General features: G+C 65.3%; 12 protein-coding genes. 10 read left to right on the top strand and 2 right to left on the bottom strand.

What is annotated here, in order from left to right:
* Window positions 1-93 precede the first annotated feature (93 nt).
* Window positions 94-1773 carry an FAD-dependent oxidoreductase gene (locus M0765_RS22065; RefSeq protein WP_258505920.1) on the bottom strand — a complete coding sequence of 560 codons (1680 nt, stop codon included), beginning with the start codon at window positions 1771-1773 and terminating at the stop codon, window positions 94-96.
* Window positions 1774-1943: 170 nt separating this feature from the next.
* Here M0765_RS22065 and M0765_RS22070 point away from each other — a divergent pair, with 170 nt between their 5' ends.
* The 4 genes from M0765_RS22070 (at window position 1944) to M0765_RS22085 (ending at window position 6626) form a co-directional block, all read left to right on the top strand.
* The gene (locus tag M0765_RS22070) at window positions 1944-2819 is read left to right on the top strand and encodes a GNAT family N-acetyltransferase (RefSeq protein ID WP_258505921.1); all 876 of its coding nucleotides are present in this window, start codon (window positions 1944-1946) and stop codon (window positions 2817-2819) included.
* A gap of 176 nt (window positions 2820-2995) precedes the next feature.
* Entirely contained in the window at window positions 2996-5134 is a 2139-nt protein-coding gene (gene ppk1, locus M0765_RS22075; protein ID WP_258505922.1) for a polyphosphate kinase 1, read from the top strand.
* Between the two features lie 19 nt (window positions 5135-5153).
* A complete protein-coding gene (locus M0765_RS22080) occupies window positions 5154-5615 on the top strand; it encodes a SixA phosphatase family protein (RefSeq protein WP_185868070.1) in 462 nt (153 codons plus the stop codon).
* Between the two features lie 228 nt (window positions 5616-5843).
* On the top strand, window positions 5844-6626 hold the full coding sequence (locus M0765_RS22085) for a hypothetical protein (protein WP_258505924.1): 783 nt from the start codon (window positions 5844-5846) through the stop codon (window positions 6624-6626).
* A gap of 6 nt (window positions 6627-6632) precedes the next feature.
* On the opposite strand, the gene M0765_RS22090 is transcribed toward M0765_RS22085, so the two are convergent.
* Window positions 6633-8153: a Ppx/GppA phosphatase family protein gene (locus tag M0765_RS22090; protein ID WP_258505925.1), complete on the bottom strand. Its 1521-nt coding sequence runs from the start codon at window positions 8151-8153 to the stop codon at window positions 6633-6635.
* Between the two features lie 244 nt (window positions 8154-8397).
* Between M0765_RS22090 and pstS the strand changes: the two genes are divergently transcribed.
* From pstS to phoB, 6 genes are read left to right on the top strand one after another with little or no spacing between them, the layout of a single operon-like run.
* A complete protein-coding gene (pstS, locus tag M0765_RS22095) occupies window positions 8398-9435 on the top strand; it encodes a phosphate ABC transporter substrate-binding protein PstS (protein WP_258505926.1) in 1038 nt (345 codons plus the stop codon).
* A gap of 34 nt (window positions 9436-9469) precedes the next feature.
* Window positions 9470-10549 carry a phosphate ABC transporter permease subunit PstC gene (pstC, locus tag M0765_RS22100; protein WP_126746521.1) on the top strand — a complete coding sequence of 360 codons (1080 nt, stop codon included), beginning with the start codon at window positions 9470-9472 and terminating at the stop codon, window positions 10547-10549.
* Window positions 10546-11436, top strand: coding sequence for a phosphate ABC transporter permease PstA (pstA, locus tag M0765_RS22105; RefSeq protein WP_126746520.1), 891 nt, complete (start codon window positions 10546-10548; stop codon window positions 11434-11436). Before pstC ends, pstA begins: the two co-directional genes overlap by 4 nt.
* Before the next feature lie 20 nt (window positions 11437-11456).
* Window positions 11457-12236, top strand: a complete 780-nt coding sequence (gene pstB, locus M0765_RS22110) for a phosphate ABC transporter ATP-binding protein PstB (protein WP_021007056.1) — start codon at window positions 11457-11459, stop codon at window positions 12234-12236.
* A gap of 16 nt (window positions 12237-12252) precedes the next feature.
* Window positions 12253-12954: a phosphate signaling complex protein PhoU gene (gene phoU / locus M0765_RS22115; protein ID WP_126746519.1), complete on the top strand. Its 702-nt coding sequence runs from the start codon at window positions 12253-12255 to the stop codon at window positions 12952-12954.
* Between the two features lie 29 nt (window positions 12955-12983).
* Window positions 12984-13676 (top strand): phosphate regulon transcriptional regulator PhoB, encoded by a 693-nt coding sequence (gene phoB / locus M0765_RS22120; RefSeq protein ID WP_126746518.1) that lies wholly within the window; start codon window positions 12984-12986, stop codon window positions 13674-13676.
* Window positions 13677-13694: the final 18 nt, after the last annotated feature.

The raw sequence follows: 13694 nt of genomic DNA on the forward strand, positions 1-13694 counted from the left end.
GTTGTGATTCGAGGCAGGCAGCATATACGCGGCCATTCAAATGCGTGCAGCGCCGGGAATTGCAGCGCGCCGCGCACCGCGTTGCGAAGCCGATCAGGCAACGGCCGAGTGGGACGACAGGTGCTGGTGAATCAATGCCACGACCGCGGCCCCTTCGCCGATGGCACCGCCCACGCGCTTGACCGAGCCCGAGCGCACGTCGCCCACAGCAAACACGCCTTGCACGCTGGATTCGAGCGCGGTGGAGGGCCGTGCCGGAAAGCCGCTGCTCGCCGCATCGCCTGTCAGCACAAAGCCGTGCTTGTCGACCGAAACCCCGCAGCCCTCGAGCCAGCTGGTTTCAGGCTCGGCGCCAACGAAGAGAAAGATGTTGCGGGCCGCGCAGTCGTGTTCTTCGCCGCTGGTTTGGCAGCGCCACCTGGCGCCGGTAAGGCCTTCGTCGGAGCCGCCGTTCAGCTTGACCAACTGCGTGTGCGGATGCAGTTCGATGTTGGGCGTGGCTTCGATGCGGTCGATGAGGTAGCGCGACATGCTGGCCGCCAGCGAAGGGCCGCGCACCAGCACATTGACCTTGGCTGCATGGCGCGACAAGAACACCGCCGCTTGTCCGGCCGAGTTGCCGCCGCCGACAAGCGCCACCTCTTGCTGCGAGCAGAGCTTTGCTTCGATGGCCGACGCCCAGTACCAGATGCCGCGGCCTTCGAACTCCGACAGCCGCGGCACATCGGGCCGCCGGTAGCGCGCGCCACTGGCAATGACCACGGTGCGCGCATTGATGGTGCGGCCGTCGGCCAGTGCAATGCGCAGGCTGCCCATCGGGTTGTTGCGGGTGCAGTCCAGCGAGGTGACCTTCACCGGAATGAGCATCTCGACGCCGAATTTCTGGGCTTGCACGAAAGCCCGGCCCGCGAGGGCTTGCCCCGAGATGCCGGTCGGAAAGCCAAGGTAGTTCTCGATGCGCGCGCTGGCGCCGGCCTGTCCGCCGAAGGCGCGGCAGTCGAGCACGATCACGTGCAGGCCTTCGGAGGCCGCGTACACCGCGGTTGCCAGGCCGGCGGGGCCGGCGCCGACCACGGCCACGTCGAACAGCTCATCGCGCTCGGCGGTGTCCACCATGCCAAGGCAACGCGCCAGTGCATCTTCGGCCGGGTTGACCAGGACCGAGCCGTCGGGGCATACGGCCAGCAGCTTGCAGGTGCCGTACTGTTCGAGCAGCGCCGCGGCGTCGGGATCTTCCGCCGCATCGACCAGGTGATAGGGGTGGCCGTTGCGGCGCAGAAAGTTTTCGAGCCGCGCCATGTCGGGCGACTTGGGCTTGCCGATGAGCACCGGCCCGCTCGCGCCCGATTCAATGAGCGCCACGCGCCGCAAGATCAGTGCGCGGGTGATGCGTTCGCCAAGATCCGCTTCGGCCACGAGCAACGCGCGCAATTGCGCAGGCGGCACCACCAGCGCTTCGACTTCTTCGTCTGCATGGCCGTCGACAAGGGCAGGGCGGCCGCTCAGCTGGCCCACCTCGGCGAGAAACTCGCCCGGCCCCTGGCGAACGATGGGCACTACATGCCCGAGGCCGTCACGCTGCGTGATGGCCACCACGCCCTTGAGCAGCACGAACATGCCCGGGCCTGTTTCTCCGGCGGTAAAGAGCCGTTCCCCGCGCGCGAATCGCTGCACCGTCCCGAACCGCGCAATGCGCGCGATCTCGGCATCGCTGAGAACGGGAAAGGTCTGGTGAAGGCGGTTGTCGAAATTGCTGCTTGCGTCTGTGGCCATTTAAAGAAACTCCAGTGTCGCGACCCACCGCATTAGACAGCCTTGCGGGCCGAATGGGGCAGCCCCGAAAAGGGCCCAAACAGGCTGTAACACCGTCATGCAAATGCCATGCCGCTGACATGCCGGTTTCACCGCGAGTGCAGAGACTCCATCGGCAGAAAGGGTTCCCAATGAAAGAACTGCCCAATCCGACGTTTCCGCTGTCGCAGATCGGACTGCGCGCCGCCTTGTGGCCCGTCCCTGCCGCTGCAAACGCCGCGCGCACGTCGGTGCCCGAGGCGCCCGCTGCGGTTCTGGTGCCACCGGTCGTCGATGCCAAGCAGGGCATCACGGTGAGCTGGGCACGCCACCTTGATGACGTGCGTGCCGCGCAGCGCTTGCGCTATGAAGTGTTCGTCGGCGAAATGGGCGCACGCGTGAGCACGCCGGTGGCGGGACACGACATCGACCTGTTCGACGACTTCTGCGAGCACCTGCTGGTGCGCGACGAGCTCACGCAGCAAGTGATTGGCACCTACCGCGTGCTCACGCCGGCCCAAGCCCGGCGTGTGGGCAGCACCTACAGCGACACCGAGTTCGACCTGACCCGGCTGCGCGACCTGCGCGAGCGCATGGTGGAGCTCGGCCGCAGCTGCGTGCATCCCGATCACCGCCAGGGCGGTGTCATTCTTGCGCTGTGGGGCGCGCTGGCGGGCTTCATGCATCGCAACAAGCTCGACACAATGATCGGCTGCGCGAGCATTCCCATGTCACACAACGGCGTGACCAACGGCGACGCGGCGGCCAGTATCTGGCGCCAGCTGTCGGCCAGCCACATGGCGCCGATTCAGTACCAGGTGCAGCCAAGGCTGCCGCTGCCGGTCGAACGCCTGGACAGCGCGCTCGACGTCGAGCCGCCGGCGCTCATCAAGGGTTACCTGCGCCTGGGCGCCAAGGTGCTGGGCGCTCCGGCGTGGGACCCGGATTTCAACACCGCGGACCTGCCGATGCTGATGCGCATCGACGACTTGCCGGCGCGCTACCGCAAGCACTTTCTGGGCGCATGAAACCAGCGGTCGCCCGGCCCGCTGCCCGGCCATCTGCTTCTTCGGCTGCTTCGGGAGAGCCGGGCACTGGCCAATCGACGTCACAGGAGCGTCACGGAAACGTCACAAACAAGGACGAAACTGTCATATTTCCGCCTACGTGTGCTCCCGTGCCCCTTGCCCCAGAATCAGTGCCCATGCAATCTGCTACCGCTGACCGGACACTTGAGGTCGCGGCATCGGCGCTCACGCTGCTCGACCGCGATCACAGCATCCTGTCATTCAACGAGCGTGTGCTCGATTGGGCCCACAGGCCCGAGGTGCCGCTCATCGAGCGCCTTCGCTACCTGTGCATCGTTTCATCCAACCTCGACGAATTCTTCGAGGTCCGCGCCGCACCGCACCTGATCGCCAGCAGCGCCAGCGACCAGAAGGGCACCTACACCACCGAGTCGTTCGAGCGCCTGGCCGAGGCTGCCCACACGCTGGTGGGCCGCCAATACGCGCTCTACAACGACGAGCTGATGCCCACGTTTGCCAAGCACGGCATCCACATCATTTCGCACGGTGAGCGCAATGCGGCGCAGCGCAAATGGGTCAGCGAATATTTCGAGCGCGAAGTGCGCCCGTTGCTGATTCCGGTGGGGCTCGATCCGGCACACCCGTTTCCGCAGGTGGCCAACAAGTCGCTCAACTTCATCGTGCGGCTTGGCGGCAAGGACGCATTCGGGCGCGAAAACCCGATCCAGATCGTCAAGGTGCCGCGCGTGCTGCCGCGCGTCATTCGCATGCCGGCCAAGGTGTCCGACGGCAAGACGCTGTTCGTGGCGCTTTCTAGCGTGGTGCGCGCACATTTGTCGAGCATGTTTCCGGGCCGCGAGGTGGGCGACTTCTCGCAGTTCCGTGTCACACGGCATTCCGATCTTGCGGTCGACGAGGAAGACGTCAAGAACCTGCGCACCGCGTTGCGCCAAGGGCTGCAGCACCGCCACTACGGCCAGGCCGTGCGGCTCGAGGTGTCGGCCAGTTGCGCCGAGTCGCTCGCGAGTTTTCTGCTGGCGCAGTTCAACCTGCCGCCGCAGGCGCTCTATCGTGTGCACGGCCCCGTGAACCTGGCGCGGCTCACGCAACTGATCGACCTGCTGGACGAGCCGCAGCTGCGCTTTCCGCCTTACTCGGCTTCGTACCCGGTCACGCTGTCTCCGGCGCAGTCGTTCTTCGAGCGGCTGCAGCGCGGCGATGTGCTGATCCATCAGCCCTTCGAAAGCTTCGACGGCGTGCTCGCCTTTTTGCGAGAGGCGGTGCAAGACCCGCAGGTGCTGGCCATCAAGCAGACCATCTACCGCACAGGTGCCGATTCGGAACTGATGGACCTGCTGCGCGAGGCCGTCCGCCGCGGCAAGGAAGTGACGGTGGTGGTGGAGCTCAAGGCGCGCTTCGACGAAGAGGCCAACATCAATTGGGCCGAAATGCTCGAGTCGATTGGCGCGCAGGTGGTGTACGGCGTGGTGGGCCTGAAGACGCACGCCAAGATGCTGTTGGTGACGCGCCGCGAGGGCAAGCAGATGCGCCGCTACGGCCATCTTTCCACGGGCAACTACAACCCGCGCACCGCCAAGCTCTACACCGACATCAGCCACCTGACGGCCGATCCGCTGCTGACGGCCGACATGGAAGCGGTGTTCGTCCATCTGGCAAGCCAGAGCCGCCTGCCCAAGCTCAACCGCATGTGGCTGGCCCCGTTCGACCTGCACAAGAACCTCATTGCGCAGATCGATGCCTTGAGCCTGGCAGCCGCAACCGGCGAGACCACGCGCATCGTCGCCAAGATGAACGCGCTGACCGACGACCAGCTGGTTGCCGCGCTCATGCGTGCGGGGCAGAAGGGCGTGAAGATCGACCTCATCGTGCGCGGCGCCTGCACCCTGCCGGCGCAGGTGCCTGGGTTGACCGACAACATCCGGGTGCGCTCGGTGATCGGTCGGTTCCTGGAGCACTCGCGCGTCTTCTATTTCCGCAGCGGCGAGGAAGAGTCGCTTTACCTCTCGAGCGCCGACTGGATGAACCGCAACATGATGCGGCGCGTGGAACTGGCCTGGCCGGTCACCGATCCGAGCCTTCGCCAGCGCCTGATCGACGAATGCCTGGTGGCCTACCTGCACGACGGCCGCGACGCATGGGATCTTGGCGGCGACGGGATCTACACGCGCGTCGACCACGACACCCATCGCGGCGAGGCGGGTGCTTCTCGCGCCGTCGAGGCGCACGGCGCGCAGACCGCGCTCATGAATCGATATGCATCGCGAGGGCATCACTCCGATGCATCCAGCAACTGACCATCGAAAGACGATGAGCATGGACTTGATCTTCTGGCGCCATGCCGAAGCCGAGGACTGGACCGAGGGCTGCGACGACCTGCAGCGCTCTCTTACCGCGCGCGGCGAGAAGCAGGCCAAGCGCATGGCAAGCTGGCTCGACCGGCAATTGCCCGACGGCACCCGCATCATCTGCAGCCCCGCGCGGCGCTGCGAGCAGACCGCGCTCGCGCTCGGCCGCAAATACAAGCTGCGCTCCGAACTCGCGCCCGACACCACGGCCGAGGCCATGCTGGGCGCGGCGGGCTGGCCCAACGGAAAGTCCGTGGTGCTGATGATCGGGCACCAGCCCTCGGTGGGGCAGGCGATCTCGCTTCTGCTGGGGCTCAAGCAGGACAGCTGCCCGGTGCGCAAGGGCGCGCTGTGGTGGATTCGAACGCGCGAGCGCGACGGCGACGTGCAGACCGTCGTGGTCACGGTTCAGTCGCCCGAGCTTCTCTGACAGTGACGAGGGCAGAAAATTTGCCCAAAACTGTAAACTAATTGGCCAAATTCGGGCCGCGCGGCAGCCATATGTAGGCACAATGGCTGCGCCAGATGCATTTAGTCACAAATTGCATCCATAACTTACAACCACAAGGCGATTGCGCAGCAAGTGCCTTGTGTGCCGCGGATTCCCGGGCGCCAGGTGGCGAGGGCTGTTGCAGCCGTCTTTCACCGCGGATGCCCTATGAAAGCGCTCGTTTCCCTGTTGGCTGCTGCAGCCCTCTTGGCCGGATGCGCCACGAGCACGCCCGAGCCTGCGCCGCAGGTTCGCCACGACGTCACCCGGTCGATCTCGAAGATCGAACTCGTCTACAACGAACAGGACCAGCTCACGGTCATGGACGGTGGCGGCTCCGCGATCATCGGATGGGCTGGGGTTTTCGGGCCGGTCGGAACGCTGGTGGCGCTTGGTGTCGAGGTCGGCACCCGGGTGACGAAGGCCAGTCGCATGGAGCGGCGCACCCTCGAGTTCACGGCCGCTGTAAAGAACAGCGGGGCGGCGTCGCTCAACCGGCAATTCGCCGAGCAGCTGGCGGCGCGGCTGCGTACCGGGGGCCGCGAAGTCAAGCTGACGCCCGCGCCACGCGTGCACGGCGAGCTCGCGCAGCTGCACGCAGCCGGCTTCCAGCCCACGCCCGGCTACAGCACGTTGGTGGTTCGGGTCACCACGATCTATTCGGCGCCCGACATGACGTCGAGCTTCAAGCCCTTCGTGGCGATCGAGCAGTCCCTCCAGAACGAGCAGCAGGCCGTTCTCTACCAGACGACCCACACTTCCGACATGGAGGAGCCGGCCTTCCTGGCCTACGACGGCCTGCTTCAGGAGAACGCCAAGGCCCAGGACGGCCTGCGGCAGGGGCTTTCCGAGATCCTCCACACCGCCTATGCCGGCATGTTCGGTGAAGACGAGTCGTCGCGCATGGCCAGCGCGGAAGCTACCCGCACCGCCGGACTCGAGGCAAAGTGAACGGGCTCAGGCGCCGTTGAGTTCCACGCGCCAGTTGCTGGTCTTCTGCCAGGCCAGCACTTCTTCGCGCAGCAGGTGCGCGGACTGGGGGTAGGCATCGGCCCAGTCGGGCGCGCAGACAATCGTGAAAGCCCTGGCGCCCAACGCCGCAAGATGCAGCGCCTGCGGATCGGGATCGCGGCGCGCGTGGCAGAGGATGACCGCCAGGCGCAGCGACAGCAGCTGCATCACGAAGGTCTCGTCGTCCAGCGCCGCCTCTAGCTTGCGCAGTTTTCCGCGCTGGCCCAGGACCAGTTGGCCGAGCGCGTGCAGTTCGTTCACGGCAAAGCCGGGCGCGTCGGTGTTGTCCAGGATGTAGGCGCCGTGCTTGTGATAGTCGCTGTGCGACACCAGCGTGCCAATTTCATGCAGCTGCGCCGCCCAGCCCAGTTTGCGCAGCGCCCGGCCGGCGCGGCTGGTGGAACTGCCGCCGCGTGCCGCCGGCGCCAGTTGCACGAACAGCGCGGCGGCCGTGTCGCCCACGCGCTTGGCCTGGGCGGCATCGACCGAGAAGCGGGTGGCCAGCCGCGCCACGGTGGCGGTGCGCAAATCGGCCACGCCTTCGTCTCGTTCCAGCAACTCGTAGAGCACGCCGTGGCGAAGCGCGCCCTGGGCCACTTTCATTTCTTCGATGCCGAGCAGGTCGAACACCGCCCGCAGCACGCTCACGCCGCCGCCGATGACGGGTTTGCGGTCTTCGCGCATGCCGTCGATGCGCAGCTTGTCGGCGCTGCCGGCCTTGAGCAGGCGGTCGACGAGCCAGTCGAGCCCGTCTCGGGTAATCAGCCCTGGCTCGCCGCCGGCCGCGGCCAGCACGTCGCCCACCGCGCCGATGGTGCCGGAGGCGCCGTAGGCCACGTCCCACTGGTCGCGGGTGTAGCTTGAAAGCGCATCGTCCAGCACGGCCTTGGCGGCCACCTCGGCGGCGCGGAATGCGGCGGGGGTGAAGAGGCCTTCCGCAAAGTGCTTCATCGACCAGGCGACGCTGCCAACGCGGTAAGACTCCATGAGCTCGGCCTCGAGCGCCTGGCCGATGATCATTTCGGTCGAGCGCCCGCCGATGTCCACCACCAGGCGGCGCTCCCGGTCGGAGGCATCGGTGTGCGGCAGCATGTGCGCCACGCCTTGGTAAATGAGGCGGGCTTCCTCGCGACCCGGAATCACGTCGATGCCGAACCCCAGGATGGTGCGTGCGCGCAAAAGAAATTCTTCGCGGTTGCGGGCTTCGCGCAGCGTTTGCGTGGCCACGGCCCGCACCTGCGAGCGCTTGAAGCCGGCCAGCCGCTCGCCAAACCGGGCGAGCGCGTCCCAGCCCCGCTGCATGGCCTCGGGCGTGAGGTTGCGGGCGCTGTCCAGGCCGTTGCCCTGGCGCACCGTCTCCTTGAGGTATTCGGTGCGGTGAATCTGACCGTGGTCGACCTGTCCGATTTCCAGCCTGAAGCTGTTCGAACCGAGATCGACCGCTGCGAGGCGGGTGCCGTTTTGCATTTTGTAGTGAAGAGGGCGGGGCTGTGATCGTAGCGCCATGGCTTGGCGCCGCCCCGGTCGCGTAGCGGCGAGGGTTGGAAGGCTAGAGACCGTGCATGACGGTTCCATGACAGCGTCACAAAAGCTCTCGCCGCAAAGATGGCTTTTCCCTCTATGGCAGGGTGTCACATTGATGTCACACAAGCTTTCTAGAGTCCGTCCCAAGCCCGAAAGGGACTACTTCTTACTTCTAAAGGAAGCCTCTATGAAAACGACTTTCAAGTTTGCAGCTGCCGGCCTCGTGGCCGCGGCCTTCGCCCATGTTCCCGCTTTCGCACAAGATGTGACCGGCGCCGGCGCCAGCTTCCCGGCACCGCTGTATGCCAAGTGGGCCTCCGATTTCAACAAGAGCACCGGCGTCAAGATCAACTACCAGTCGGTCGGCTCGGGTGCCGGCCTCAAGCAGATCGAAGCCAAGACGGTCGATTTCGGCGCTTCGGACGCGCCCCTGAAGGACGAAGAGCTCCAGGCCAAGGGCCTGATGCAGTTCCCCACCGTCATCGGCGGCGTGATTCCCGTGGTCAACATTCCCGGCATCAAGCCGGGCGAACTGAAGCTCAACGGCCAGGTGCTGGGCGACATCTACCTGGGCAAGATCACCAAGTGGAACGACCCAGCCATCAAGGCGCTGAACGGCTCGCTGGCCCTGCCGGACGCCGCCATTGCACCGGTTCGCCGCGCCGACGGCTCGGGCACCAGCTTCCTGTTCACCAACTACCTGAGCAAGGTCAACGCCGAGTGGAAGAGCAAGGTCGGCGAAGGCACGGCCGTGAACTGGCCCACCGGCGCGGGCGGCAAGGGCAATGAAGGCGTCGCCGCTTTCGTGAACCGCCTGCCCAACTCGATCGGGTATGTCGAATACGCCTACGTCAAGCAGAACAAGATGACGTACGCCCAGCTGCAGAACGCAGCCGGCAACTTCGTCTCGCCTGAAGACACGGCCTTCAAGGCCGCTGCCGCCGCGGCCGACTGGAACAAGAGCTTCTACCAGGTGCTGACCAACCAGGCCGACAAGGGCGCATGGCCGATCACCGGCGCGACCTTCATCCTGCTGCACAAGGCGCAGGACAAGCCCGCCAACGCCACCACCGTGCTCAAGTTCTTCGACTGGGCCTACAAGAACGGCGACAAGACCGCCGACGAGCTCGACTACGTGCCGATGCCCGATACGGTCAAGGCCACGATTGCCAAGGCATGGGGCGAGGTGAAGGACGCATCGGGCAAGCCGGTCGCGTTCAAGTAAGCAACCCACCCACCCAGCCCAGAACGGCGCATCCATGAGCAGCACACCGCTCCAGGATGCGCCGCATTCGTCTTTGCCGGAGCGACCCGTGTCATCCACTTTTCCTGCTTCCGCATCCGCGCTCGACCTCGCTGCCGAGCGCGGCCGCGCCACTGCTCCACCGCCCGCCAAGGCACCGCGCTCGGGCCCCATGGCCGACCGCCTGTTCGGCTGGGCCGCCAAGGGCGCCGCGTTGCTCACGCTCGCGATGCTGATCGGCATCCTGCTGTCGCTGATCGCCGGCGCATGGCCCGCCATTTCGAAATACGGCCTGGGCTTTCTCACCAGCAGCGTGTGGGACCCCGTGCAGAACGAATACGGCGGCCTAGTCATGATCTACGGCACGCTGGCCACCTCGATCATCGCGCTGGTGATTGCGGTGCCGGTGAGCTTCGGCATTGCGCTGTTTTTGACTGAGCTTTCGCCCAGCTGGCTCAAGCGCCCGCTGGGCACGGCCATCGAGCTGCTTGCCGCGGTGCCGTCCATCGTGTACGGCATGTGGGGCCTGCTCGTGTTCGGCCCGATTCTTTCCACCTGGGTGCAGCAGCCGCTGCAGAAGCTGCTTGCCGGCGTGCCGTACCTCGGCGCCCTGGTGTCCGGCCCGCCGGTGGGCATCGGCATTCTGTCGGCCGGCATCATCCTCGCGATCATGATCATTCCGTTCATTGCCTCGGTGATGCGCGACGTGTTCGAGGTGACGCCGCCGTTGCTCAAGGAGTCGGCCTACGGGCTCGGCTCCACGACCTGGGAAGTGGTCTCGAAGGTCGTGCTGCCCTACACCAAGGCCGGCGTCATCGGCGGCATCATGCTCGGCCTTGGCCGGGCGCTGGGTGAGACGATGGCGGTCACCTTCGTGATCGGCAACATGAACCAGCTCAATTCGCTGTCGGTGTTCGAGGCTGCCAACAGCATTACCTCGGCGCTTGCCAACGAGTTTGCCGAAGCCGGCGCCGGCCTTCACCAGGCCGCGCTGATGTACCTCGGCCTGGTGCTGTTCTTCATTACCTTCGTGGTGCTGACGCTCTCCAAGGTGCTGCTGGCCCAGATGAAGAAGAGCGAAGGGACCAAGTCATGAATACGAGCACTGCACAAAACCTGCTGAGCGCCAAGGCGCTTGCAGAAACCCGCCAGGCCAAGTTCGCCTCGCGCAAGCGGGTCAACCAGATCGCGCTCACGCTGTCGCTCGCCGCGATGATGTTCGGTGTGTTCTGGCTCATCTGGATTCTTTGGGAAACGCTGCGACTGGGCCTTGGCGGCCTGGCGCTTGCCACGTTCACCGAAATGACCCCGCCGCCGAACGAGGCGGGCGGCATCGCCAACGCGATCTTCGGCTCGTTCGTGATGGTGGCGCTGGCCACCTTCGTGGGCACGCCGATCGGCATCATGGCCGGCATCTACCTGGCCGAGTACAACCCCAAGGGCTGGCTCTCGTCGGTGACGCGCTTCGTCAACGACATCCTGCTGTCGGCCCCGTCGATCGTGATCGGCCTGTTCGTTTATGCCGTGGTGGTGGCGTACTTCAAGACCTTCTCGGGCCTTGCGGGTGCGCTTTCGCTGGCGCTGATCGTGATTCCGGTGGTCATTCGCACCACCGAGAACATGCTGCAGCTGGTGCCGCCGGGCCTGCGCGAAGCGGCCTATGCACTTGGCACGCCCAAGTGGAAGGTGATCTTGAGCATCACGCTGCGCGCCGCGCGTGCCGGTGTGGTCACGGGTGTGCTGCTGGCCGTGGCGCGCATTGCCGGCGAAACCGCGCCGCTGCTCTTCACCGCGCTGAACAACCAGTTCTGGACCGCCGACATCAGCCAGCCAATGGCCAGCCTGCCGGTGACGATCTTCAAGTTTGCGATGAGCCCGTACGAAAACTGGCAACAGCTGGCCTGGGCCGGCGTGTTCCTGATCACCGTGGCCGTGCTTGCCCTCAACATCCTGGCGCGCGTTCTTACGCGCAACAAACTCTGATTCAAGAAGAAGTAGCAACCATGCCAAACACTGTCGCACAACCGTCGCGCTCGAAGATCTCGGTCAAGGACCTGAACTTCTACTACGGCAAGTTCCACGCGCTCAAGGGCATCAACCTCGAGATTCCCGAGAACAAGGTTACGGCCTTCATCGGCCCGTCAGGCTGCGGCAAGTCGACCCTGCTGCGCACCTTCAACCGCATGTTCGAGCTCTACCCGGAGCAGCGCGCCGAAGGCACCATTGCGCTGGACGGCGAGAACCTGCTCACCTCCAAGCAGGACGTGGCCCTGATCCGAGCGAAGGTCGGCATGGTGTTCCAGAAGCCCACGCCGTTCCCGATGTCGATCTACGACAACATCGCCTTCGGCGTGAAGCTGTTCGAGAACCTGAGCGCCAGCGAAATGGACGACCGCGTCGAGTGGGCCCTGAAGAAGGCCGCCCTCTGGACCGAGGTGCGCGACAAGCTGCAGCAAAGCGGCTCGGGCCTTTCGGGCGGCCAGCAGCAGCGCCTGTGCATTGCACGCGGCATCGCCATCAAGCCCGAAGTGCTGCTGCTCGACGAGCCGTGCTCCGCACTCGACCCGATTTCGACCGCGAAGATCGAAGAGTTGATTGCCGAGCTGAAAAACGAGTACACCGTGGTCATCGTGACGCACAACATGCAGCAGGCCGCACGCTGTAGCGACTACACCGCGTACATGTACCTGGGCGACCTGATCGAGTTCGGCGCGACGGAACAGATGTTCTTCAAGCCGCAGCGCAAGGAGACCGAGGACTACATTACCGGCCGTTTCGGCTGATGCCAAGGAGGCACACATGACTGAAAAACATCTCTCCAGCCAGTTCGACAGCGAACTCAACGGCGTTTCGTCGCGCGTGATGGAACTCGGCGGCATGGTCGAGGCGCAGATCCACCAGGCGGTGTACGCGCTGCTGCAGTTCGACCCCGAAGCGGCCGACCGCGTGATGGAAACCGAGCACCGCGTGAACGCGATGGAGATCGAGATCGACCGCGAGCTGTCGTCGATCATCGCGCGGCGCCAGCCGACCGCGCGCGACCTGCGCCTTCTGATCGCCATTTCCAAGACCACGGCCAACCTCGAGCGCGTGGGCGACGAGGCCAACAAGATCGCACGCATGGTCAAGTCGATCATCGAGAGCGGTTCGGCCCGCGCGCTGCCTTCGAATGAACTGCGCATCGCCGCCGACCTGGCCTCGGGCCTGCTGCGCACCGCGCTGGACGCGTTCGCGCGCCTGGACACGGCCGCCGCGCTGTCGATCCTGAAGGACGACGACCTGATCGACAAGGAGTTCGACGGCTTCGTGCGCAAGCTGGTCACCTACATGATGGAAGACCCGCGCACCATCTCGGCCAGCCTCGACCTGTTGTTCCTGGCCAAGGCCATCGAACGCATCGGAGACCACGCCAAGAACATCGCCGAGTTCATCATCTACATCGTCAAGGGCGCCGATGTACGGCACACTTCGATGCAGGAAATCGAATCGGCGCTGCAGTAACAGAACGAGCGCCAGACTCCCCAGAAAGCATGAAGAAACCCCGAGTCCTGATCGTCGAAGACGAGTCGTCGATCGCCGAGCTGATCGCCGTCAACCTGCGCCACAACGGCTTCGAGCCGATCTGGTCGGAAGACGGTGCCGCAGCCCAGCGCGAGATCGACGCTTTCCTGCCGGACCTGATCCTGCTCGACTGGATGCTGCCGGGCCAAAGCGGCCTGCAGCTCGCCCGCCAGTGGCGCAAGGACGCACGCACCAAGGCCATCCCGATCCTGATGCTGACCGCGCGCGGCGACGAGCCCGACAAGGTGGCCGGCCTGGACGCGGGCGCCGACGACTACATCACCAAGCCGTTCTCCACCCAGGAAATGCTCGCGCGCATTCGCGCCGTGCTGCGCCGCCGCGCACCCGAGGTGGTGACCGAGCGCGTGGAGATCGGCGAGCTCGCGCTCGACACCGCCACGCACCGCGTCACCTGGCAAGGCAATGCGCTCAAGGTGGGGCCCACCGAGTTCAAGCTGCTGGCCTACCTGATGCAGCATGCCGAACGCGTGCACAGCCGTGCGCAGTTGCTCGACAAGGTCTGGGGCGACCATGTCTACATCGAGGAACGCACGGTTGACGTGCACGTCAAGCGCCTGCGCGAATCGCTGGGTGCCGCGGCACCCATGGTCGAAACCGTGCGCGGCGCCGGCTATCGCCTGACTGCCCAAGTCACGGTTTGAAGAGCGCGGTGTTCATCG

Source organism: Variovorax sp. S12S4 (assembly GCF_023195515.1).
Lineage (GTDB): Bacteria > Pseudomonadota > Gammaproteobacteria > Burkholderiales > Burkholderiaceae_C > Variovorax.

What these genes read in the sequence shown, in the direction of transcription:
- phoU (WP_126746519.1), top strand. Translation starts at nt 12,253, where the DNA reads ATGACTGAAAAACATCTCTCCAGCCAGTTCGACAGCGAACTCAACGGC.
- phoB (WP_126746518.1), top strand. Translation starts at nt 12,984, where the DNA reads ATGAAGAAACCCCGAGTCCTGATCGTCGAAGACGAGTCGTCGATCGCC.
- M0765_RS22090 (WP_258505925.1), bottom strand. Translation starts at nt 8,153, where the DNA reads ATGCAAAACGGCACCCGCCTCGCAGCGGTCGATCTCGGTTCGAACAGC.
- M0765_RS22070 (WP_258505921.1), top strand. Translation starts at nt 1,944, where the DNA reads ATGAAAGAACTGCCCAATCCGACGTTTCCGCTGTCGCAGATCGGACTG.
- pstB (WP_021007056.1), top strand. Translation starts at nt 11,457, where the DNA reads ATGCCAAACACTGTCGCACAACCGTCGCGCTCGAAGATCTCGGTCAAG.
- pstS (WP_258505926.1), top strand. Translation starts at nt 8,398, where the DNA reads ATGAAAACGACTTTCAAGTTTGCAGCTGCCGGCCTCGTGGCCGCGGCC.
- pstA (WP_126746520.1), top strand. Translation starts at nt 10,546, where the DNA reads ATGAATACGAGCACTGCACAAAACCTGCTGAGCGCCAAGGCGCTTGCA.
- M0765_RS22085 (WP_258505924.1), top strand. Translation starts at nt 5,844, where the DNA reads ATGAAAGCGCTCGTTTCCCTGTTGGCTGCTGCAGCCCTCTTGGCCGGA.
- M0765_RS22080 (WP_185868070.1), top strand. Translation starts at nt 5,154, where the DNA reads ATGGACTTGATCTTCTGGCGCCATGCCGAAGCCGAGGACTGGACCGAG.
- ppk1 (WP_258505922.1), top strand. Translation starts at nt 2,996, where the DNA reads ATGCAATCTGCTACCGCTGACCGGACACTTGAGGTCGCGGCATCGGCG.
- pstC (WP_126746521.1), top strand. Translation starts at nt 9,470, where the DNA reads ATGAGCAGCACACCGCTCCAGGATGCGCCGCATTCGTCTTTGCCGGAG.
- M0765_RS22065 (WP_258505920.1), bottom strand. Translation starts at nt 1,773, where the DNA reads ATGGCCACAGACGCAAGCAGCAATTTCGACAACCGCCTTCACCAGACC.